Origin of the sequence: Streptococcus mitis (assembly GCF_946190375.1) — a bacterium.
Classification (GTDB): domain Bacteria; phylum Bacillota; class Bacilli; order Lactobacillales; family Streptococcaceae; genus Streptococcus; species Streptococcus mitis_CJ.
In genome coordinates, this window is sequence record NZ_CAMIAF010000003.1 from 120296 (window position 1) to 143269 (window position 22974).

The following is a 22974-nucleotide window of genomic DNA, read 5'->3' on the forward strand; positions in this document are numbered from 1 at the left end:
CTTTGGCGATTCTGACGCAAGTGTGGTACAATAAAAACATGAGAATTCAACAATTACATTATATTATCAAAATCGTCGAAACTGGCTCCATGAATGAGGCAGCCAAGCAACTCTTTATCACTCAGCCGAGTCTTTCCAATGCTGTGAGAGATTTGGAAAATGAAATGGGCATTGAAATCTTTATCCGCAATCCCAAGGGAATCACCTTGACCCGTGATGGGATGGAGTTTCTCTCTTATGCCCGTCAGGTTGTCGAGCAAACTCAGCTTCTGGAGGAACGCTATAAAAATCCTGTCGCCCACCGTGAACTCTTTAGCGTTTCGTCTCAACACTATGCCTTTGTGGTCAATGCCTTTGTCTCTTTGCTCAAGAAAAGCGATATGGAGAAATACGAGCTCTTCCTTCGTGAAACTCGGACTTGGGAGATTATCGATGACGTCAAGAACTTCCGTAGTGAGGTCGGTGTCCTATTTTTGAACAGCTACAACCGTGATGTTTTAACCAAGATGCTGGATGACAATCACCTGCTGGCTCACCATCTCTTTACTGCCCAGCCCCATATCTTTGTCAGCAAGACCAACCCTCTGGCAAAAAAAGACAAGGTCAAACTATCTGATTTGGAAAACTTCCCTTATCTCAGTTATGACCAAGGGACACACAACTCCTTCTACTTTTCAGAGGAAATCCTTTCCCAAGAACACCACAAGAAATCCATCGTGGTTAGTGACCGCGCGACCCTCTTTAACCTCTTGATTGGTTTGGATGGTTATACCATTGCAACAGGGATTTTGAACAGTAATCTTAACGGAGACAACATCGTTTCCATCCCATTGGATATTGACGACCCCATTGAGCTGATCTATATCCAGCATGAAAAAACCAGCCTGTCTAAGATGGGCGAACGCTTTATCGACTATCTACTAGAAGAAGTCCAGTTTGATAGTTGAGAAATGATAAGAACCAATATGTAGGCTAGCAACAACCTGCATATTGGTTCTTTTTACTTATAATTAAAAGTTTCCCCTGCCAACTTATCAGCTAGTTTGGGAAAGAGACTATAAAACTTATGGGCTAAGTTCAACAAAATCGGTAGATTGAGTTCTCGTTTGTTTTTACCTATAATCTTAACAATTTTTTTAGCTACTGTATCTGGTTCCAGCAGGAAGCGTTCAACCGACTTGAGATAGGTACCATCTGGGTCGGCCTGGTCGAAAAATCCTGTTCGGATTGGACCTGGATTGACCGTCGTTACATAAACACCGTAAGGCATGAGTTCTAAGCGTAGAGCATTTGAAAAACCAATAGCCGCAAACTTAGTGGCTGAGTAGAGACTGGACTTGCCAGTAGCAATCAAACCTGCCATGCTGACGATATTGATAATATGGCCTTTTCGACTTTCCTTCATTCGAGCCGCAAGGCGACGAGACAGATTCATCAGGGCAAAGGTATTGACCTCAAACATCTGGTGAATATCTTGGTCAGAAATCTGGTCAAATTCCTCAAAAATCCCGTAACCAGCGTTGTTTATCAAGACATCAATCTTGCCATAGCGGAGATAGAGGTCAGTTACCAGAGATTCTAAGGCTAAGTCATCGGTAATATCAATTTCAATCAATTCTGCTTGTGGATGATTTCCGTAGAGTTGAGCTAATTTTTCCTTATTTCTACCAAGCAAGATGAGTTGGTCATTTGGCAGGAGTTTGACCATTTCTTGGGCTAGACCACCGCTAGCTCCGGTAATGAGAATAGTACGCATACTTATCCTTTCTCAAGCTTTTAGATTTCCACTTCTTCCAAGTCTTTGACCACATGGACATTTTCAAAAACACTAGCAGCGTCTTTTTTGAGCTTACTGATATCTTTTGAGAGGAAACGGGCACTGATATGGTTGAGCAAGAGGCGTTTGGCACCTGCTTCTACCGCTACTTGTGCAGCTTGCATGTTAGTAGAGTGGCCATGGTTACGAGCAATTTTTTCATCACCCTTGCCATAAGTGGACTCATGAACAAGGACATCGGCATTGATAGCTAGACGCACACTGGCATTGGTTTTGCGGGTGTCACCCAGAATAGTGATAATTTTACCTGGACGTGGAGCTGAGATATAGTCAGCTGCCTTGATTTCAGTACCGTCTTCAAGAACTACGTCTTGACCGTTTTTGATTTTACCAAAAAGCGGGCCAAATGGGACACCAGCTGCCTTGAGTTTTTCAGCATCTAGCGTTCCTTCTAGGTCCTTTTGCATGACACGATAACCAACACAGAAAATTGTGTGGTCCAGCTCCTCTGCATACACCGTGAATTTATCGGTTTCAAGGATTTTCCCTAAAGAATCTTGGTCAAACTCATGAAAATGAATACGGTAAGGCAAACGAGAACCTGACACACGAAGACTGGTTAAAACAAATGACTTGATCCCTTGAGGTCCATAGATTTCCAAATCTGTCTGCTCTTCATTAGCTTGAAAGGCACGACTAGAAAGGAAACCTGGCAGGCCAAAGATGTGGTCTCCATGTAGGTGGGTAATAAAGATTTTGCTGACCTTTCGTGGTCGAATTGTGGTCTCAAGAATGCGATTTTGCGTTCCTTCTCCACAGTCAAAGAGCCAAACTTCGTTAATCTCATCCAAGAGTTTCAGGGCGAGACTGGAGACATTGCGGGCTTTAGAGGGCTGACCAGCCCCCGTTCCTAAAAATTGAATATCCATTCGATACTTTCTAATTAATCAATATATAACATGGCTGTGCGGTTTTCCGATCGAAAATAGCGCTTGCCAGAAAAAGTAGAAGCTTCTTGCAGTAAATCCTCTTGGCTGTAGCCTTTGAGACGCTTGCGACCATCTGCTAAGCTTTCTAAATCAGTCAAAGCTGTGAGACTTCTCACACTAACAACTTCCTCGTCCCCGACAGGCTTCATGTAAATCTTTTCAGACTCTTCAAAGACTAGCTGATGGGGGAAAATTTGCGCAATTTCAAAGAGTAAATCTTCCGAAATAACTTCTTTATTTTCAGAGAAAATCCGACCCAGACCCTCACTCTCATAACAAAAACCAAAGGATTTACCAGACAGATTAAGACGAATAAAAGGCTTGCTTTCTAGGGTGAAACTTGGCTCAACATTGTAGAGATTCAGCTCCTGAGTGACTTCAGCAAAATAATCCGTCGCTGCTTCAGGGCTCTTTTTCTGGTAGAGTTCTGCAAAGTAAGCATTGACCACACTTGGCGGAGGAGTGATCAGTGCCAACTGCTCCTGCTCTGTTTTACCAGCTAGAAGTTGATCCAGATAGACCTTATCCAGACTTGTATAGCCCCCATATTTTAGAGCCAACGTTTTAATATCAGTCATAAAATTCCTCTAACCTCCATTTATTTTTCTTAGAAATATAGCCTCTAATCACTTCGCCGTCTTCCTGATAATCACGATCTTCAAGAATCGCAACACTTTCCAAATCATGAATCTTGTAGGATTTTGAAAAAGGCACGCGCAGGGTAAAGGATTCAAAAATATCCTTGATTTTCTCTAAAAACAAAGCTTGCAAATTCTCGCGACTATCCTCAGACTTGGCAGAAATGAGGGCATAAGGCGTTTGGGTAGGCGTGAAATCTTCCACCAAATCCGCTTTATTATAAAGGGTCAAGCGAGGAATATCTTCCATGTCCAGGTCTTTCATGATGGACAGAACTGTTTTTTCATGCTCCTCATGGTAAGGATTGCTGGCATCGATAACATGAACCAGAAGGTCCACATGCTTGCTTTCTTCCAAGGTTGATTTGAAACTGGACACCAACTCCGTCGGCAAATCTTGGATAAAGCCCACGGTATCTGTCAAAGTTACTTGGAGATTGCCTCCCAGATGGATACTCTTAGTCGTCGCGTCCAGAGTCGCAAAGAGCTCGTCAGCCTCATACTGGGTCTTACTGGTTAAGGTGTTCATGATAGTTGACTTCCCAGCATTGGTATAACCAATCAAACCAATCTTAAAGGTGCTGGACTCCAGACGTTTTTCTCTGACAGTCGCCCGATTTTTCTCAACCACCTTGAGCTGTCTTTCAATATCCGTAATTTGATTGCGAACACTACGACGATTCAGCTCAAGCTGGCTTTCACCAGGTCCACGGGAACCAATTCCCCCTGCCTGACGACTGAGCATAATCCCCTGACCAACCAAGCGAGGCAAGAGATATTTGAGCTGGGCTAGGTGGACTTGGAGTTTCCCTTCATGGCTTCGAGCCCGCATGGCAAAGATATCCAAAATCAACTGCATACGGTCAATGACCTTGACACCGAGAACTTCTTCTAGATTGACATTTTGCCGTGGAGTCAAGCGGTTGTTGACAATGACAGTGGTAATTTCTTCTGCATCCACCATGAGCGCAATTTCTTCTAACTTTCCAGAGCCAATAAAGGTCTTGGAATCATATTTTTCACGTTTTTGTCTGTAGCTATCTACAACGACTGCCCCTGCTGTCTTAGCTAGACTGGCCAATTCTTCCATGGAGAGGTCAAAATTGTCCATGCCCTGCAATTCCACACCAATGAGCAGGACCCGCTCCTCTTTTTTCTCCGTTTCAATCATCTAAAAACTCCTCTATCTGGCTTAAAATGCGGTCTTGCACACCAGCTTCTCCAATCTGATAAAAGGTGACCTGCATGCGATTACGGAACCAAGTCAACTGACGCTTGGCAAAACGACGAGTAGCCTGTTTGAGACTCTCACTGGCTTCCTCCAAGGTCTGCTCTCCACGGAAGTAAGGAAAGAGTTCCTTGTAACCAATCCCTTTAGCAGCCTGCACATCAGGGTAATGGTCAAAAAGCCACTTTGTCTCATCCAAAAGCCCAGCCTCAAACATCAAGTCCACGCGGTGATTGATACGTTCATATAATTGACTGCGCTCATCATCCAAGCAGATAATCAATGGTTCATACAAGGTCTCTTGATTTTCCAAATTCTGACCAAAATGGGCAATTTCCAAGGCACGCATCGCACGACGACGATTAAACTGGGGAATCTCAAGACCTGCTTGGTCCACAAGATGAGCTAGTTCCTCATCTGTATAAGGCTCCAAACTAGCCCGATAGGCCAAAATCTCCTCATGAGGTGTCTCCCCACCCAGGTGGTAACCTTCTAGCAAGCTCTGAATATAAAGTCCAGTCCCACCAGCAATAATGGCTAGCTTACCACGACTGTGAATATCCTCAATAGCCATCTTAGCTTCTGAAACAAAATCAAAAGCCGAGTAAGACTCGGTTACCTCTCTAACATCGATTAAATGATGGGGAACAGTCGCCTGCTCTTCTGGACTAGCCTTAGCCGTCCCAATATCTAGACCTCTATAGACTTGCTGACTATCGCCACTAACCACTTCGCCATTAAAACGCTTGGCCACTTCAATGGCTAGAGCCGTCTTTCCAACTGCAGTCGGTCCAACAATCACAATTATTTTTGTTTTCATCTTTTTTCCTTGAAAAATTCCCATTTTTTCGTTACTATTATTATAACACAAAAAGGTCAGTCAGAAAAATGTGACCTCTTGAGGAGGCTGGCTGATTGAGAATATAAAGGAGGAAGACTCATGGCTAAAGGATTCGCTAAAGGTCTTGTAACAGGTGTCGCAGGAACTGTCGCTGCACTTGCAGGTGCAGTATACGCATTTAAAAAGAAAGTGATTGAACCAGAAGAACAAAAAGCAGCTTTCATCGAAGAAAACCGTAAAAAAGCAGCTCGCCGCCGCGTATCACGTTAAGAAACAAAAGAAGTTGGGATTTATTGTCTCAACTTCTTTTTTCTATTCTTTTAAATAGCTAGGTCAAACTTCAACTGTGGCTTAACAGGGTCATAATCCACCAACTCAAAATCTTCTGCTTTAATATCAAAGAAATTGGTCCCATCAGGAACATTCAAAACCAAACGTGGTTGGCAGTCAGACGGCTCACGACGGAGCAATTCCTGAGCTTGTTCAAATTGATTATCATAGATATGGAGGTTATTGATAAAATAGAAGAACTTCCCAACCTTCCAGCCAAAATGCTTGGCAATCATCATCTGCAAAGCCACATACTGCATAGCGTTGATATGGTGGGCCACCAACATATCATTCGAACGCTGGGTCAAGGTCGCATCCAGATAGATTTCTCCATCTACACGGCGGACATCAAACATAGTCTGAAAGGCACATGGGAGCAGCCCATCTGTTTCTTCGAAAGCTTGGTAATCCCAGAGCGAAATGATATTGCGACGATTCCAAGGATTGACTTCCAACTGCTTGAGAAGCTTATTGATGATGTCGTGTTTCTTAACAACAGCACCATAGCGCTCACCGATGGTTCCTGTATCCCCCACTTCCCAGTCATTCCAGTAGTGAACATTGTACTTGTCATTGAGCACCTCTAGGCTATTTGACTGGTCTTGGTAAATCCAGAGCACTTCTTTGATAGCTGATTTGATGGCAATAGGACGCAAGGTTGTGATGGGGAATTCCCCCTTGGCCAAGTCATACTCTGCAAAGGCACCCGTTACGTACTTAGAGTTGGCAACTGTCCCATCCTTGTACTTGGGACGGGCCTGCTCAGAAAAGACACCGTCTTTGAGGATTCGTTCAATATTTTCTTTAAAAATAGTATCTGCTTTTGTCATTTACTCTCACCTCATTTATTGTCCTAACTAGTATAGCATAAAAAAAGAAAGGAGGAAAATCACTCGCTTCTGGAAAGCAATTTTCTCCTTTTTTATTTTACTGCAATACAAGTGATGCTGCTCCGATAACTCCAGCGTCATTTCCTAGAGTTGCAAGAGCCAATTTAGTGGATGTGCGTACTTGTGGGAAGCTATTTTCGTCGTAGACTTTTTGAACACCTTGTAGAAGGAATTCTCCCGCAGCTGATACACCACCACCGATAACGATTGTTGATGGGTTGAGGATTGAACCGATGTTGGCACAAGCGATTCCCAAGTAGCGTGAGAAGTTACGGTAAACGATCAAAGCAAGGTCGTCTCCTTCTTTTGCGAGATCAAAGACAGTCTTAGCGGTTACTTCTTCTCCATTATCAATCAAGCGTTTCAAGGCTGCATCGCCTTCGTATTCATCGGCATAGCGACGAGTCAAGTTGACAATACCTGTTGCTGAAGCAACTGTCTCAAGGCAACCTTTCTTACCGCAAGTACATGCGATTGGTTGGTCAAAGTCAACAGTGATGTGGCCAAGCTCACCTGCTGCACCAGCAACACCGTGAAGCAATTTGCCTTCTGCAACGATACCGCCACCAACACCAGTTCCAAGTGTCATAAAGACAACATCTGGTTGGTTATCACCAGCACCCATCCAACGCTCACCAAGAGCTGCCACGTTGGCATCATTATCGATGAAGAATGGGATACCCAAGGCTTTTTCAATTTTCTCTTTAATTGGTTGAAGGGTTTTCCAGTTGAGGTTGTAGGCACCAATAACAGTTCCTTTTTCACGGTCAACCACACCTGGTGACCCCATTCCAATACCTTGGAAGTCCGCTGCTACCAATCCAAGCAAGTCCAAACGGTGTTGAATAGACTCAATCATATCATCTACGATATGACTTCCCTCATCCAAAATATTAGTCTTGATAGACCATTTTTCTTGGATTTCTCCTGCTGTTGTTAAGATTGCAAATTTGATAGAAGTTCCACCAAGGTCAATCCCAATAATCTTTTGACTCATCATATTCTCCTTTTTTATTATGAATTAATTGAAAATGCTTACAGATATAGTATAACAAAAACTAATCGTTTATGCAAAGGTTTGCATTAGCTTTCCGGATTTTATCCTGACTTATGGTTTCCAGAGACCTGAGGCATCTACATAGTAGCGGCCTCCATCAACTCGCTCATTTTTAGCCATTTTACCATCTGATTTCAAATAGTAGTTTCCTTGCCATGCATTGCGAGCATAAGAACCATCTGATTTCAAGTAATACCAGGCTTGGTAAGAAGAGTCATAAACCCACTCACCTTGTGCCATTTTACCATCTGATTTCAAATAGTAATTTCCTTGCCATGTACTGTAAGCATAAGATCCATCTGATTTCAAGTAATACCAAGCCTGATAAGAATCATCATAAATCCATTCGCTCTGGGCCATTTTTCCGTCTGCTTTCAGATAATAGCTTCCCTGCCAAGCATTTTTCACTGAATTTCCATTTTCATCAAAGTAATACCAAGCACCGTCCTGCTTAACCCAACCACTTGTTATTGCTGAACTTGTATCAGTTTGAGCCACAGTTGCTTGTTTTGATTTAAAGGCGCCCTTAGGGGCATTTTTCAATTCGCAAGCCACACCATCATGATCGCGGTCTAACTTGGCAGAATAACCAGAGTCTCCCTCATGAAGATCTGAATAGCCATTAGCCCAAGCTTCCTTACAGCTAGAAAAATGGATGTTTTCTTCTGCTAAAACTGGTTGTGAAAACAAAGCTAAAACTGACAACGTCGCCAAACTCATTTTAAAAAATAGACGTTTGTTCATTACTTTCTCCTATAGGAATGTTATCGATTTCAATATTATTTTATCAAACTTATTTCAGCAATTCAAGGAAACTTCTGGTATTTTCTACAAACTCCTTTGGTTTTTCCTTATTCAAGACATGAGGGCCATCTGGGATAATCTGAAATTGGGATTCTGATATTAGTTTATGAAGACTTCTCATAGAACTAAGATTCGGTTTATCTTTGCTGCCACAAATTAGTAAGGTTGGATAGGGGCAAATCCCTGCTATATCCGTTAAATCAAGTGTCTTCAATTCCTCAGAAACTCCTACCATAAGAGTCTTATCTGCTCCCTGTTTTTCAAATACCCTTTTAGGAAGTAGTTTAAAAATCAGCAACTGAAGATAAAATAGGATATTCCCTGCTAATTTAAGCGGGCATCCTGATAGAACCAAAGCTCGGAGATTTGGTAAATCGTAACTGGAAAATTCTAGTGCCAGGGCAGCACCTAAGGACAATCCAATCAAAACAAAAGGTTCTGTCTCTTGAGCTAGGTGTTGATAAACTCGCTCCTTGGCTTTTTGATAGCTGCTAACTCCAGAAGGAAATAACTCAATAGCCTCAGAAGGATAATCTGTCAGTAGATTCCGAACTTCTTTCCAACTCTCTACTGACTGCCCTAAACCGTGTAAAAATACCAGTTTCATCTAGTTCTCCTCTAGGCTTAATTCATACAAGCCTCTCACTGCATTACAGGCGTAAATAGCTTCTGCTTGGACTAAGTCTGCCAAGGTCAAGACTTTCTCTTCTACCTGTCCTGTTTCCAGCAAATGCTGACGATAAATTCCTGGCAAGATTCCAAGTCGGACTGGCGGTGTATAGAGTTTTCCAGTGATTTTCAAAATCAAATTTCCGATAGAGGTTTCAAGCAGTTCTCCTTTTACATTATGGTAAATGATTTCCTGTTTCCCTAGAGTCAAGTGTGGTCTATGAGTCGTTTTAAAATAGGTAAATGCTTGATTCAAATCTGTTTCTTGCAGACAAAGTTCGGCCTCGCAAAAACTTGGACTAAGGGATGTTAAGATTTGACGACTGAGTTCTATCTCTCCAGACTTGCCGAGAGAAATTCGCAAGCGGTAATCTTGATTAGCATCACAAGTCTGACACTCTGCTTCAATTTTTTGTCTCAAAATTTCTGGGTCAAAAGGATAAGCAAAATATCGACTAGCTTTTCTCAGCCTTTCCAGATGTTGTGTTTCAAACAACAAGTTCTTTTGGCTGATTTTTCCAGTCGTAATCAGTTGGAAGCGAGCTTGTTTACGATAGAGAACAGCTGCCTTTTGATGAACCTCGCGGTATTCAGATTCCCAAGTACTATCCCATGTAATACCTCCGCCAACTCCATAGATTGCTTTCCCTTGATACAGTTGAATAGTCCGGATAGCAACATTAAAAATCCGTCGTCCATTTGGAAGCAAAAGACCAATCGTTCCACAGTAGACTCCACGCGGTTGTGGCTCCAAGTCCTTTATAATCTCCATAGTCGCAATTTTCGGAGCTCCCGTTATGGATCCGCAAGGAAAGAGAGAGCGAAAGATTTCAACAAGGTCAACATACTCTCGCAACCGACTCTTGATGGTCGAAGTCATCTGCCAGACAGTCGAATACTGCTCCACTTGGCAGAGACGCTCCACATGCTCACTCCCCACCTCAGAAATACGATTCATATCATTTCGCAAGAGGTCCACAATCATCATATTTTCAGAGCGATTTTTGGGATCCTGTTCTAACCAACTGGCCTGCTCCAAGTCTTCTTGATCAGTCACTCCCCGCTGAGTCGTTCCCTTCATTGGTCGCGTTGTCAACTCACGGTCATTTTGCTCAAAAAAGAGCTCTGGGCTCATGGAAATCACTGCCATCTCTTCATGTTCAACATAAGCATTGTAGCCCGCCTCCTGCTCTACTACCATACGATTGTAGATGGCAAAAGGATTGGCACTTAAATCTTGCTTGAGTTGGACGGTATAGTTGACCTGATAGGTATCTCCCTGCCGCAAATGATGATGTATCTGGGCAATAGCCTTTTCATATTCCTCTGCAGACGTTACTTCCTGCCAATTTGAAGGCAAATCAATCTCATCATAAGTCAAAGGAATTGGAGAGGTCTCCACCCTATCATGAACAGTAAAGTAAAGTAGGTACTCTCCCAGTAGAGGAGCCTTGTGAACTGCTAATTTCTCCTCAAAAGCAGGTGCAGCCTCGTAGCTGACATAGCCCACCACATAGTAGCCCTGCTCTTGGTAGCTTTCCACTTGTGCCAGCAAGGCTGTTACTTCTGTTAAATCTCTCGTTTTTAACTCTTTGATAGGCTGGGTAAAGGTGTATCTCTCCCCCAAAGCCCTAAAATCAATCACTGTTTTTCTATGCATACCTTAAGTATAGCATAAAATAAGAAAACCCTCATCCGCAAAGCAGATGAGAGATTTCAATTATTTAAAGATTGAAGTTTTAAAGCTATTTGTTTGTTGAAGAAGTTTCTTGAAGATTTTTTCTTTAAGTGCAACAGTATTGTCAGATTTAACTGATCCATTTTTAAGAGTAGCTTTATCTTTATCAACAGCTGCAGCAAATGCATTCTTCAAGTCATCGTAACTACTGTATGTAGTACCGTCGATTGTAACAGGGTTAAATCCTGCTTTCGCTTTATCAACAACTTCTTTGAAGTATTCTTTCTTCCAATCTTCTAGAGTATTAAATTTACCATCAGAAACTTTCTTAATGATAAAGTCATCACCTAGAGTAGCATGACCAGCCTGTTTAGACTCATTTTTCAGCATGTTAGAAGCGTAGTTTAAGAAGCCTTTTTCATATCCAAAGTAACCCCACATACGGAATGTATTATGTTTGAATGACATAGAGCCTGGAGCTCCTTCACTTGTATTACCACCATAGATACCAGCAGTGATAGGCACCGTTACATAGGCAGAGCCAAATCCAGTTGGGTCATAAGTACCATTACCAGGACCGTGTTTGGTCATGAAGTTCTTATCTACTAGGTCGTTAACAGAAGTTAAGCTATATGCTTTTTCTTCTGCATTCAAATCACGAACCTCATCGTATTGGTTCTTCGTATTAGCGTTACGTAATTTCTTAGCAACTTTCTTGAACCAAGCGTTGTTTAGTTCTTTGCTGCCTTTATCAAGAACGGCTTCTCCTTCAAGATAATCAAGAAGCATTAGAGTATCGTTGAAACCTTTCATGTAATGATCGATTTCAGCGCGAGATGTCAGATCGTTTGGATTAGTGTTATACCATTGGTTTCCGTCGTTTGGACGTTCGTAGGCCATGTTCAATCCTAGTGCTTTAAAATCACCATTTGGACTTGTTTCAGCAGGGGATTGTAACATACCTTGTGCGAATGCTTCTAGGTCAGTACCTTCACGGTGTCTAGAACCACCTAAGTAAACCATGCGGTCGTTTACGTGAGTCGTTTCGTGAGTAAATGCAGAGATACCGAAGTCACTAATCATATTTGTAACCATGAAGAAGACTGAATCATCCTTATAAGGGTTACCGTAAATACGAGCTACAGCTCCCATACGCCAGTCAGTTGCATGATAACGACCTGTTGGTCCGTATAATTCACGGATAGGTGCTACGTCTTTACCACTATTAGTGTGACCGTATTTATCAGTGCCTTCTTTATAGTTTTGGTTATCAAGTACTGGTGTTGGTACCATATTGTTGCTCTTCAATAGCTGGTTGCGAACTTTATCTAATGATAGACGAGACCAGAAATCTAGGTAATTTTGTTGAGCTTTAGCAACTTTATCGATTTCTTTCTTGAATGCCTCACGTTCTGCTTCTGTATTCTTACCATATTTCTCAAATGAACTGTATGCCATAGTGTTATATGTTGAGATTAAGATCATATGAGCATCTTTTAAGTTCAGAAGTGGCAGAATCATCTTACCATGCATGTCATTGTTTAACCCCTCGTAGGCTCTGTGTTTCTTATCAGCAAACTCAGGTGTTGTTGTCTTCGGTTCAACGACATATACATTATCTTTAGTTGCTTTTATGAACCAATCGTTTAAGTCTGTGTCACTTGTGAATAGACGCATATTATAGTCTAAGAAACTGTTTAACTCGCCTATACCGATAACTCCACCGATTGTTTCGCGATAAGCTTCTAAAGTTCTATCACCTTTAATGTTACTTTCTTTAGAACCAACCTTAATCAAGAAGTCTAACACACTAACATTCTTACCGTAGAAGTCCGGTTTGAATAACATTAACTCTTTAATGTTAAAGTCATCGAATTTAACACCGTAGTAACGATTTAGGTAAGTTAATCCAAGAAGAACTGCAGCCTTATTGTCATCAATTTTCTTAATCAAGGCACGTTTTGCAGCTTCATCAGTGTTAAGCTGGTGATCTTCATTTTCTACTAACTTCGTAACAAATTGAGTCAGATTATCTTTCACATACTTGAAGCTTTCTTCTAAGTACAAATCCTTAATTGCATTGACTTTGTTAGGACCAGTTCTACCCAAGTGTTGGTAAATCGGGTCAGATTGTAATTCTACTGGACTCAATTTGCTTTCAATAGCACTAATTAAGTCAGCACGATCTTTAACAACCATGTTTGGTGTGTACACAACTTCACCAAGCTCAGCAACACTATACTCTTTTACTTGCTTAACTTGAGAGTCCTTAGGAGAAATCGTAAAGATGTCTTTTGTCTTATCTGCGTAGTGAACCAAAATATGGTCGGCATCTGTAAGGTCTGTGACAAAGTCATTGCCTTTCATTGCAGTTACAGACAATACTTCTTTAGTCATTAGTGGACTATCAGCAGCTAATTTATTTCCTTGATTTACAATCCATTCTTTGTTGTAGAACGGTTGAAGTTTTTCAACATTACGATAAGCAAGTTCACGAGATGCATCGTAATCTTGAGTATCTTTGTAAGTGTCAGACTTTGGTTTAACATTATTTAATGTATCTGAAACAAGAGGATTGATAACATAATCATTAGCTGTAATTCCTAATGTTGCAATTTTCTGGTCAGCTTCATCTTGAGACACTTCTTTAATTCGGTTAGAAACAGAGAATTTAAATGAACGTTTACCTGTACTTACATCTTTCACGATAAAGTTACGTTCTAAAGCGTTATTTGAGAAGTATCCACCATCTTCGTCAATATCTTTAGATCCATAGAACACTTCACCATTTTCAACTTTCATCATAGACACAGAGTCTGCAACTTTACCCCATGCCCAGTTCTTACTAAGGAAACCACCTACTTCAACAGGTGTATTTACCTTAATAGTTCCTTTCGTAACAGCGTTACGAACAGAACCATATTTACCAATTCCGTTAGGATCAGAACCGTTATCTGATCTAGCGATAAATCCACCGATACGAGCTTTATTAGCAACTATATCAGCTTCTACATATCCTTTATTAACATTACCTTTCCAGATTTCACCAACCATACCAGCGAAGTCCCATCCTCTATCACCTACACCAGTAAGTTTACCGATATAAGCAACATTAGTAAGCTGTCCGCCGTTATCTAATTTGTTAACAAGTCCGGCAATTCCATCTCTACCAGTTATGCTACCAGTTACTTTAATATTCTCAACAGTAGCATTCTTAACAGTTCTAGCAAGAGCAGAAATGTTATCAATCCAAGGCATATTAATATCGACATTAGCCAAGTTAACATCTTTAACCGAACCACCTTCAATACCACCAAATAATTGACGTGTCATATTGTGGATTGAATAACGTTGTCCCTCAACACTTGATAACTTACCTTTAAATGTACCAGGAACATACTCTTTATTTGGAGTTGGTACATTAGCTGCATTTAGATCTGCACCAAGTTTAAACTCACCGCTAGGGTTAGCTTTCATATCTTTTACAAGCTCATTGAAGTTGTAGTAAACATTACCTTCTTTTGCTTTTTGTTTTTCAAAGTAATGAACATACTCTTCGCTAAGTGTGTTATCAGCATTACGTTGAACTAAGTCTGGTGCTTTGGCAGTAACTTTATATAAAGTTTTTCCGTCTTTTTCTACTTCTTCAATCTTGTCAACAGCAAGTCGTGTAACCTTGTTGTCGTGAGTGGTCACTCGTAGATAAAGTGGGGCAACATCAGCTGGTTTTTCTGTAAGCAAACTAGTATCTGTTTCATTACCGTCAGCGTCCACACTCATCAAGCTTGTTTCTTTGATATTTTTGATTTCAACTTTTTTGAGGTCAATTCTTAGAGGTTCTTCATTCAGAACTACTTCCTCATCGCCTTCACCACGGTCATAAACCATCTTAGTTTCAATCTTATAATCTTTGTAGTATTGCAAATCTGTCAGGCTAGCTGTTAAGTTGTCAGGTGAAACATTCAATGTTTTCACAATCTCATCACCTTTTTTCAGAGTTAAGGTGATAGATTTAATGGCCGCCTTGCTTGGATTTTCTAGACTGTATTTAACATCTGAAGTACGTTTCAAATCCTTAGGTTCAACTGCAGTGATGGTCAATACTGGTTTTTCAAAGGTCTTGGTACCACGTTTCAAAATTTTGTCTTGAGGTGCCTCAAGGATTTCCTCTGTAACTTTTGGAGCGTCTTCTGTTTTAACTCCCTTAATGGTATTAAAGGTCTTGGTGATTTTTTTCTGGCCTTCTTTGCCTTCTTGAGCTACAACTTCTAAGCCTTTTTTCAGTTGGTCATCTTCTTTAACAACTTCCTTAAATGGAATCTTTTCAAGACTTTCTTCTACAAGAGTTCCTTCAATTGGTTTTGTACCACGGCTTACCTGTTGGTTTACAGGCTCCTTGGTAACTTCTGTGCTAGTTGAAAGAACTTGGTCAGTTTTGACACCTTCTACTGTTTTATAAGTTGTTTTGGTAACTTGACTACCTTTTTCACCATTTCTTACGACAGTTTCTTCGTCCGTATACTTGGTTGGATCCTCAGTCGTTTCAGTTTTGTAGTCTAAATCTGTAGTTGATGTTTCAACAAGGGTTCCCTCAGTTACTTTGTACTCAGGTAATTGATCTTGAACAAGTGCTTGACCTTCCTTGCCTGCCTCTTGGGTTCCTTTAGACTCTACTTTAGCCTCTGGCAGTTCGGGTTGCGTTAAGGATTGACCTTCCTTACCTACCTCTTGAGTTCCTTTAGACTCTGGCAATTCTGGCTGCGTTAAGGCTTGTCCTGCTCTACCTTCTTCTTGGGTTCCTTTGGCTTCTACTGGAGCCTCTGGCAATTCTGGCTGCGTTAAGGCTTGTCCTGTTCTACCTTCTTCTTGCGTACCTTTAGCTACTTGGTAAGTTGGTTCAGCTTGTGGTACTGGAGTTGGGGCAGGTTGCACCTCTTTCTTAGTTCCTACCGCAATGACTTGCGACACAGGATTTTGAACCACTTGGTCTTCAATGACTTCTCTAACTTCTTGACCGTTGACCATCGAAACTTTGGTTACAAGGCGACGCTGACCATTTACTCCGGCTGTGACGATACGAGTCTGTCCTTCTGCTAGATTCGTATCTGGGCTTGTGACCGTTTCAAAAGGAATCTCAACCAAGCTCTCTTCCTGTCTAACCTGAGGCTTCTCAGAAACTGGTTTTTCTTCAACAGCAGGAGCAACTGGATTCTCTACTACAGGTTTTTCGATGACAGTTTCTGGAGTGACAGCAGATCTTTCTTGAACTACTTCTGTTTTCTCGATTTCATTTGTATTTTGTTTTTCTACTGGCAACTGAGGCTTCTCAGCTGAAACTGGTCTTGATGGATGGAGTTCTGCTTCCTTAAAGTATCCAATGTATTCATAGCCATCAATGTGGATAATCCCTTCAGCTAAACCTTCATGTGTAGTGGCCGAAATAGTTTGGTTATAAGAAAGCAATTCTTTATTTTCAAATGCAAATGTCCCATAAGGTACAAAGGTACTGGCTCCTAAAGAACCAATCAAGAGAACACCTAGAACTTCTCTACGACCTTTTTTGGACACCAAAAAGACTGCTAGTGAGGCCGTTGCCAAACCAAGACCTGCCAAGGCTAGTTCCTTACTTCCTGTGTAGGGAAGTTGTTGACTGTTAGTTGCCTTCTTACGATAAACTACATATAGAATATCATCATCTTGAAATTCTGTAGGAACCTCATGGTGAATCAGGGCTTTTTCAGATTCGGTCAATTCCTGCTCCGCCAAATAACGGTAATGAACACTATGAGCACTGCCAACTTCATTGGCTTGAACCTTATCTACTAAAAGGGCACTGGCACCAAAAAGGAAGGCCCCGATGGCTACAGGACCTACCCCAACAGTTAGCTTACGAATCGAATATTTGGTAATTTTTTCTAGTTGTTGTTTTGTTTTTCTCATTCTCACGACTTTCTAATAGAATCTTGCGGATAGTGTGCACGCGCACCTCCGATTAATTTTGGACGACTAGCCAGCGCCGTTACGTGGGCATGACCAATCTCTCTCAAAAGAGTGCGAATCGGAACCTGAACATGCTTGACATGCATACCAATTGCTGTGTCTCCGATATCCAATCCAGCATGAGCCTTGATAAATTCAACCTCAACTGGATCCTTCATAAACTTGAAGGCTGCCAACTGACCCGAACCTCCTGCATGAAGAGTAGGAAGGACACTAACGATTTCCAGACCAAACTGCTCTGCCACCTGACGTTCAACAACGAGGGCCCGATTGACATGTTCACAACCTTGAACAGCTAGATGAACTCCTTTTTCTTCTAGGATATCTAGGATGGTCTTCACAATGATTTCGCCAATTTCTTGGCTGGATTCCTTGCCAATCTGACCACCTATCACTTCACTAGAAGAAAGGCCCAAAACAAAGATGGATCCTTGCTTCAAATTGGCCTTTTCCAATACATCTTCTACAATCTGTCTTGTCTCTCTTTGAATGTCTTTTTCCTTCATACTTGATACCTCTTTTGTCACTATCTATCATATCGTTTTTTCTTGTTTTTAGCAAGATAGACAACCTGAAAATCTTACTCCAACCTGCATAAAACTCCCAGAATTGACTGGGAGTTAGTTAGTTTCTATTATATTTATGTATATTTCAACTGTCGTACCCTTTAAAGGTGCAGAATCGATCTTCATCTGGTAATTGTCTCCAAAATGAAGTTTGAGCCGTTGGTCAACATTTTGAAGACCGACTCCCCCACGTTTGAGTTGACTTTGACTACTATCGCTAGCATCTTGGAAACCCACTCCATCATCCTCAATACGGATGACCAGTCCTGAATCCTGTTTCTGGACAGAAACTCTAATATGTCCTTGACCTTCCTTCTCCTTGATGCCATGGTAAAGAGCATTTTCTACCAAGGGTTGTAACACCAACTTGGGCAAGACTAGCTTATCAAAGTCAGGATTTTCAGCAATTTCATATTCCAGCTTATCTCCATAACGCTGTTTCTGGATAAAGAGATACTGACGAACATGATTGATTTCATCAGACAGGCAAATCAAATCCTTGCCTTGATTGAGCGCTAAGCGGAAATAGGTTGCCAAGGACTTGGTCACCTGAACCACTCGCTGACTATCCTGAAATTCAGCCATCCAGATGATAGTATCCAAGGTGTTATAGAGGAAATGCGGATTAATCTGGCTCGATAGGGCTTGAAGTTGGTACTGACGGGTCGTTTCTTCCTGCCTGCGAATAGCTGCCATCAGCTGATCAATCTGATCCAACATGGTATTAAATTGGCGAGTTACTTCTCTCAGTTCATGGGCACCAGTTTCCTTGGCACGAAGATTCTGACCACCAGAAGCAATCTCCAGCATGGTTTCTCTCAAGTCATTCAGAGGAGCAATCCAACGCTTGAGACTGAACCACACCAAGCAGAGACAGGCAAGAAGAGAGGTGAAACTGGCTCCAAGCAAGGTCCACATGAGTTGACTCCGAACTTGGTCTAACTTCTCCAGCGAAGACACGCCTATAACCGTCCAATCTGTTCCAGCAATCTTTTCTTGACTGACATAGGATCGGTGGTCTGGAGTATAGCCCTGCCCTGTCTCAATATAGGGTTTCATGGCCTCCATTTCACTAGCTGAGCTATAAACTGTATGTTGAGGATGATAAACAAATTCATGGTTTTCATTGATGATAAAGGCAAAACCCTGCTGGCCCAACTGAAGTTGGTTAAGATAGGCTTCCAGAGTTTCGTAGGAAATATCCAAACGAAGCACGCCCAGATTAGCTCCCTTTGCATCAACAAGTTCTTGAGTGACAGAAATGACCCACTGACTGTCCGATTTACGAGCTGGGTTCAAAACTGGCATGGCTCCCCGATGAATAGCCTTTTGATACCAATCTTCAGCCATCATATCAGAGGATGTTTTCATCTGCACACTGTCATCTGTAGAAATGACCTGACCTGATTTGGTGACCAGTACAACAGCTTTCAAATCTTGGTCTGCCTTCAAGATAGTCAAAAATAGATTTCGGATTCCCTTGACCTTGTCTTGACTGGGATTCTCAGCATAGGTCAGGACATCTGCCTGCTGGGTCAAACTAGTCGAGGTGGTTTCTAATTTTTTGATATAGGACTGGATAAAGTGGCTAGTCTGGCTAATAGTCGTCTGGCTATTGCCCTCAATGCTAGCCTCAATGGCTGAAGAACTAGATTGATAGTAGAAAGTCCCAACCAGAGCTAGGAGAATGAGAAAGACCAGAAAGATGGAAATAACCATTCTGACTAGGAGAGAAGAACGCTTCATCGGCCTTCTCCCTTCTTAAACTGACGAGGTGTCACACACGCAATCTGCTTAAAGCGTTGGGTAAAGTAGTTCATATCTTCAAAACCAACCTTTTCGGCTATCTCATAAATCTTTAAATCTGTAGTCAGAAGCAAGAGCTTGGCTTGTTTGACACGTTCTCTTACCAGGTAATCCTGAAAAGGCAGTCCCAACTCTTTCTTAATCAAAGAACTCAGATAAGTCGGATTAAAGCCCAAGTCACTGGCCAAAGACTTTAAACTAAACTGGCTATCAGCCAGATGGGACTGGATTTTCTGGGCCATGTTTCCTTCAAACTTATCGGTCAATAAATCTTGTAACTGCTCTTCTTTCTCTTCTTTATCCAACTTTTGCTTGATTTTCCCCAACATTTCCTCAATATCCTGACGAGAAAAGGGCTTGAGCAAGTAGTCATCCACACCGAGTTTGACAGCAGACAAGGCATAATCAAAATCATCGTAGCCTGTTAAAAAGACCAAATGAACCTGAGGATAGGTTTCTCGTACCAGACTGGCTAACTGGATGCCATTTAGCTGAGGCATATTGATATCGGTTAAAATGATATCTGGCACCTGCTTTTGTATCAATTCCCAAGCCTGCCTTCCATTTTCAGCCTGACCGATGATTTCCATATCGTAGGCTGCTACATTGACCAGCTTGGTCAAGCCTTGTCTTACCAGATATTCATCTTCTACGATTAAGATTCTATAGGTCATGCTTCTCTCCTTTGTCACTTACTAGTATCAGTATAGCAAAATTCTCCTCTAACTGCTTAGGAAAGCCCTCTTAATCGACATAATCTAGTAAATAAGCGTAACCTTTTTCTTCCATTTGGTCTTTGGGAATAAAGCGGATAGAGAGACTATTGATACAGTAGCGCAAGCCCCCCTTATCCTGTGGTCCATCCGTAAAGACATGGCCAAGGTGAGAATCTCCAACTCGGCTCCGCACTTCCATGCGTGTCATATTGTAAGACTTATCTTCCTTGTAGGTAGCAACATCTGGACTGATTGGTTGGGTGAAACTAGGCCAGCCGCAACCAGACTCAAACTTGTCCTTTGATGAAAAGAGGGGTTCGCCAGTTGCTACATCCACATAGATACCAGATTCAAATTTATCCCAGTAGCGGTTTGAAAAAGCCCGTTCTGTTTGATTTTTCTGGGTAACTGCATACTCCTCAGGTGACAAGGTCTTTTTCAATTCTTCATCACTTGGCTTAGGATATTTGCTAGCATCGATGACAGGATAGGCCGCCTGGTTGACATTGATATGACAGTAGCCATTTGGATTTTTCTTGAGATAGTCTTGGTGGTAATCCTCAGCCACTACAAAATTCTTCAAGGTTTCCTTTTCAACTGCTAGAGGTTGATCGTATTTCTTAGCCACCTCATTAAAGACTTGGTTAATTACCTCTAAATCCTTGTCATCTGTGTAATAAACACCAGTACGGTACTGGGTTCCCACATCATTTCCTTGTTTATTTTTGCTAGTTGGATTGATAATGCGGAAATAATGAAGCAGGATTTCCTTGAGGGAAATTTGATTGGCGTCATAGGTGACATGAACAGTCTCCGCATGACCTGTTTGGTTAATCAATTCGTACTTGGTTGTTTCCCCTCTACCATTCGCATAGCCTGATACGGCATCTGTCACACCGGGAACGCGTGAGAAGTATTCCTCAACTCCCCAGAAACAACCTCCAGCCAGATAAATTTCGTGCAAGTCTGCAGCTTTACTAATTTCTGTTTTTTTCACTGTTTTTCCTCCTTGGCTAACTGATGCTTTCTCAATTTGCGAGCTATCTGTCTGCCCTGCATTTCGCATCAATAGAAAATAGAAACCGGTTATGGCTAGGAAAAAGATTCCTGCCAAGACAAACAATTTTACTTTATCATTCATGATCTTTCTCTACCCCATTTCTTTCAATGTTTTTAAAATCATATCCTTATCCATAAAACCAGGTTGCGTTTTGACTAGCTTACCTTCCTTGTCTATAAAGGCTTGAGTTGGGTAAGAACGGACACCATAACTTTCCAAAAGTTTTCCTGATGAGTCAATTAAAACTGGGAAATTTTTATAATCCAAGCCCTTGTACCAGTTCTTAAAGTCTGCTTCTGCTTGCTCCCCCTTATGTCCAGGTGACACTACTGTCAAGACCACATAATCATCACCAGCATCTTTAGCAATTTCATCCGTATCTGGAAGACTGGCTAGACAGATGGAACACCAAGAAGCCCAGAATTTGAGATAGACTTTCTTACCCTTATAATCAGATAAACGGTAAGTCTTGCCATCTACTCCCGTCAGTTCAAAATCAGCAACTGCCTGACCTTTAGTCGCAGTTTGCGAACTGACTTGTTCTGTTTTTGTTTGCTCCTTCATAGTAGATTCGTCTGACATGTTTTTAGCCGAACAGGCTGCCAAGCAACAGATTGATCCTACTCCAAGGAGAAATGTTTGCCATTTTTTCATTTCTTTTTCCTCTCTATTCAAATAATGTAGTCAAAATGGAAGCATTTCCCAAAAGCACCAAGATTCCCATCACGATAATGAGGAAACCACCTACTTTTTTGAGGGTTCCAAGGTAGGGATGAAGTTTTCGGAAATGTTTCAAAACATAGCTGGAGGCTAGAGCTAGAACCAAAAATGGTAGTGCCAAACCCAGCGTGTAAACCAACATGAGAGCAGCCCCCTGCCAAGCACCTGAACCACCTGAAGCCGCCAATGCCAAAACAGAGCCCAGAACCGGCCCCACACAAGGCGTCCAAGCAAAACTAAAGGTCAATCCCAGTAAAAATGCCTGACTATAGCCGTTACCCTTTTGCCCCTGTCTCTGTAATTGTAGCCTTCTTTCCTTGTAGAGTCCCTGAAAATGTAAGACTTCCATCTGGTGCAAGCCCAAGAGAATGATAAGCGCACCCGTCACATACTGAAACCAAGAAGCATACAGCAAATTGCCTAAAAAACCAGCTCCATAGCCCAGTAGGATAAAGATAAAGGAAATCCCCGCTATAAAAGCCAGAGTTCGCAATAAACTAACAAGTGAGATTGAAAATTTGCCACTAGAAGCCTGAGCACCATCTTTGTCATCCAACAAGACCCCTGCATAGACTGGCAACAAGGGTAAGATACAAGGAGAAAAGAAGGAAAGAATTCCAGCAAGAAAAACACTGATAAAAAAGATTATATTATCCATTGCCTTCCTCCATTCTTTGATTTGATAGGACTATTATAGCTCCAAAAATCAAGAAAAAATAGGGACAATGATAGGGAAAAATAGGAATTTAATCAGGTTATACTTCAAATAAATCAAAAAACATGAGTAAAAGGGTAAGCTATCTTAGTTTTTTGAGCCAACATTTAGTAAATTAAAAAACAGATTCTTCCATCTATCGCGGAAAAATCTGTCATTGATTTACTGATTTACAAAAACTCCAGCCACGGTTTACGAACCTTATCTTTGCTGGTTCCTCTGTATTTTTTTAGTTCTAAGAACGCCATTTTGACCATTATTGGTAATAGTCTTACAACAAGGCCTCAAACTCAGCAACGGTCATTCCCAATTGCTGGCTGGCAACCTCAGGTGTTAGAAGACCTTGGCGAACTAGATTTACTAAACCTACTTTTAACCCCTCTTCGATACCCTCTGCACGGCCACGTTCTAATCCTTTTTCTTCAGCTTGTTCCAAGGCATAGTCCTGTGCCAACAATGCCTGTTCTTCTCGCATACGTAGTTGACTAAA

Annotated in this window: 19 protein-coding genes and 1 pseudogene; 2 read left to right on the top strand and 18 right to left on the bottom strand. The window is 41.6% G+C overall.

Annotated elements, in window-relative coordinates; genetic code table 11:
• Window positions 1-38 precede the first annotated feature (38 nt).
• The gene (locus N8M09_RS02550) at window positions 39-947 is read left to right on the top strand and encodes a LysR family transcriptional regulator (RefSeq protein ID WP_033684245.1); all 909 of its coding nucleotides are present in this window, start codon (window positions 39-41) and stop codon (window positions 945-947) included.
• A 53-nt stretch (window positions 948-1000) separates the two neighbouring features.
• Here N8M09_RS02550 and N8M09_RS02555 read toward each other — a convergent pair whose 3' ends face one another.
• The 5 genes from N8M09_RS02555 to miaA are packed head-to-tail and all read right to left on the bottom strand — an operon-like array spanning window position 1001 to window position 5452.
• Entirely contained in the window at window positions 1001-1756 is a 756-nt protein-coding gene (locus N8M09_RS02555) for an SDR family NAD(P)-dependent oxidoreductase (protein WP_261063533.1), read from the bottom strand.
• A gap of 20 nt (window positions 1757-1776) precedes the next feature.
• The gene (gene rnz, locus N8M09_RS02560; RefSeq protein ID WP_153192085.1) at window positions 1777-2706 is read right to left on the bottom strand and encodes a ribonuclease Z; all 930 of its coding nucleotides are present in this window, start codon (window positions 2704-2706) and stop codon (window positions 1777-1779) included.
• A 14-nt stretch (window positions 2707-2720) separates the two neighbouring features.
• Window positions 2721-3344 carry a cystathionine beta-lyase gene (locus tag N8M09_RS02565; protein WP_261063536.1) on the bottom strand — a complete coding sequence of 208 codons (624 nt, stop codon included), beginning with the start codon at window positions 3342-3344 and terminating at the stop codon, window positions 2721-2723.
• Complete coding sequence (gene hflX, locus N8M09_RS02570; protein ID WP_261063545.1) at window positions 3337-4575, bottom strand: GTPase HflX; 1239 nt, start codon at window positions 4573-4575, stop codon at window positions 3337-3339. Before hflX ends, N8M09_RS02565 begins: the two co-directional genes overlap by 8 nt.
• A complete protein-coding gene (gene miaA, locus N8M09_RS02575) occupies window positions 4568-5452 on the bottom strand; it encodes a tRNA (adenosine(37)-N6)-dimethylallyltransferase MiaA (RefSeq protein WP_261063556.1) in 885 nt (294 codons plus the stop codon). The genes hflX and miaA overlap by 8 nt, the downstream gene beginning before the upstream one ends.
• A 120-nt stretch (window positions 5453-5572) precedes the next feature.
• On the opposite strand from miaA, the gene N8M09_RS02580 reads away from it, so the two are divergent.
• Entirely contained in the window at window positions 5573-5743 is a 171-nt protein-coding gene (locus tag N8M09_RS02580; protein ID WP_001051777.1) for a DUF3042 family protein, read from the top strand.
• 50 nt (window positions 5744-5793) lie between these two features.
• Here N8M09_RS02580 and N8M09_RS02585 read toward each other — a convergent pair whose 3' ends face one another.
• From N8M09_RS02585 to N8M09_RS02645, 13 genes and pseudogenes are all read right to left on the bottom strand, one after another.
• A complete protein-coding gene (locus N8M09_RS02585; protein WP_261063558.1) occupies window positions 5794-6633 on the bottom strand; it encodes a thymidylate synthase in 840 nt (279 codons plus the stop codon).
• 97 nt (window positions 6634-6730) lie between these two features.
• Window positions 6731-7690, bottom strand: coding sequence for an ROK family glucokinase (locus N8M09_RS02590; RefSeq protein ID WP_000078563.1), 960 nt, complete (start codon window positions 7688-7690; stop codon window positions 6731-6733).
• A gap of 111 nt (window positions 7691-7801) precedes the next feature.
• Complete coding sequence (locus tag N8M09_RS02595) at window positions 7802-8494, bottom strand: excalibur calcium-binding domain-containing protein (RefSeq protein WP_261063573.1); 693 nt, start codon at window positions 8492-8494, stop codon at window positions 7802-7804.
• 49 nt (window positions 8495-8543) lie between these two features.
• Window positions 8544-9161: an alpha/beta fold hydrolase gene (locus tag N8M09_RS02600; RefSeq protein WP_261063575.1), complete on the bottom strand. Its 618-nt coding sequence runs from the start codon at window positions 9159-9161 to the stop codon at window positions 8544-8546.
• On the bottom strand, window positions 9162-10883 hold the full coding sequence (gene pabB, locus N8M09_RS02605) for an aminodeoxychorismate synthase component I (RefSeq protein ID WP_261063578.1): 1722 nt from the start codon (window positions 10881-10883) through the stop codon (window positions 9162-9164). It lies immediately after the preceding gene.
• A 60-nt stretch (window positions 10884-10943) separates the two neighbouring features.
• Window positions 10944-16841 (bottom strand): ZmpA/ZmpB/ZmpC family metallo-endopeptidase, encoded by a 5898-nt coding sequence (locus N8M09_RS02610; protein ID WP_261063588.1) that lies wholly within the window; start codon window positions 16839-16841, stop codon window positions 10944-10946.
• A gap of 2 nt (window positions 16842-16843) precedes the next feature.
• Entirely contained in the window at window positions 16844-17407 is a 564-nt protein-coding gene (locus tag N8M09_RS02615) for a TIGR01440 family protein (protein WP_261063590.1), read from the bottom strand.
• Window positions 17408-17521: 114 nt separating this feature from the next.
• Complete coding sequence (locus tag N8M09_RS02620; protein WP_261063591.1) at window positions 17522-19213, bottom strand: cache domain-containing sensor histidine kinase; 1692 nt, start codon at window positions 19211-19213, stop codon at window positions 17522-17524.
• Entirely contained in the window at window positions 19210-19947 is a 738-nt protein-coding gene (locus tag N8M09_RS02625) for a response regulator transcription factor (protein WP_261063594.1), read from the bottom strand. The genes N8M09_RS02620 and N8M09_RS02625 overlap by 4 nt, the downstream gene beginning before the upstream one ends.
• 70 nt (window positions 19948-20017) lie before the next feature.
• On the bottom strand, window positions 20018-21130 hold the full coding sequence (gene msrB, locus N8M09_RS02630) for a peptide-methionine (R)-S-oxide reductase MsrB (RefSeq protein WP_261063596.1): 1113 nt from the start codon (window positions 21128-21130) through the stop codon (window positions 20018-20020).
• A 9-nt stretch (window positions 21131-21139) separates the two neighbouring features.
• The gene (locus N8M09_RS02635; RefSeq protein ID WP_261063598.1) at window positions 21140-21703 is read right to left on the bottom strand and encodes a redoxin family protein; all 564 of its coding nucleotides are present in this window, start codon (window positions 21701-21703) and stop codon (window positions 21140-21142) included.
• Between the two features lie 13 nt (window positions 21704-21716).
• Complete coding sequence (gene ccdA2, locus N8M09_RS02640) at window positions 21717-22427, bottom strand: thiol-disulfide oxidoreductase-associated membrane protein CcdA2 (RefSeq protein ID WP_261063600.1); 711 nt, start codon at window positions 22425-22427, stop codon at window positions 21717-21719.
• A gap of 328 nt (window positions 22428-22755) precedes the next feature.
• Window positions 22756-22974 (bottom strand): annotated as a pseudogene (locus N8M09_RS02645) (hypothetical protein); the annotation flags it as partial.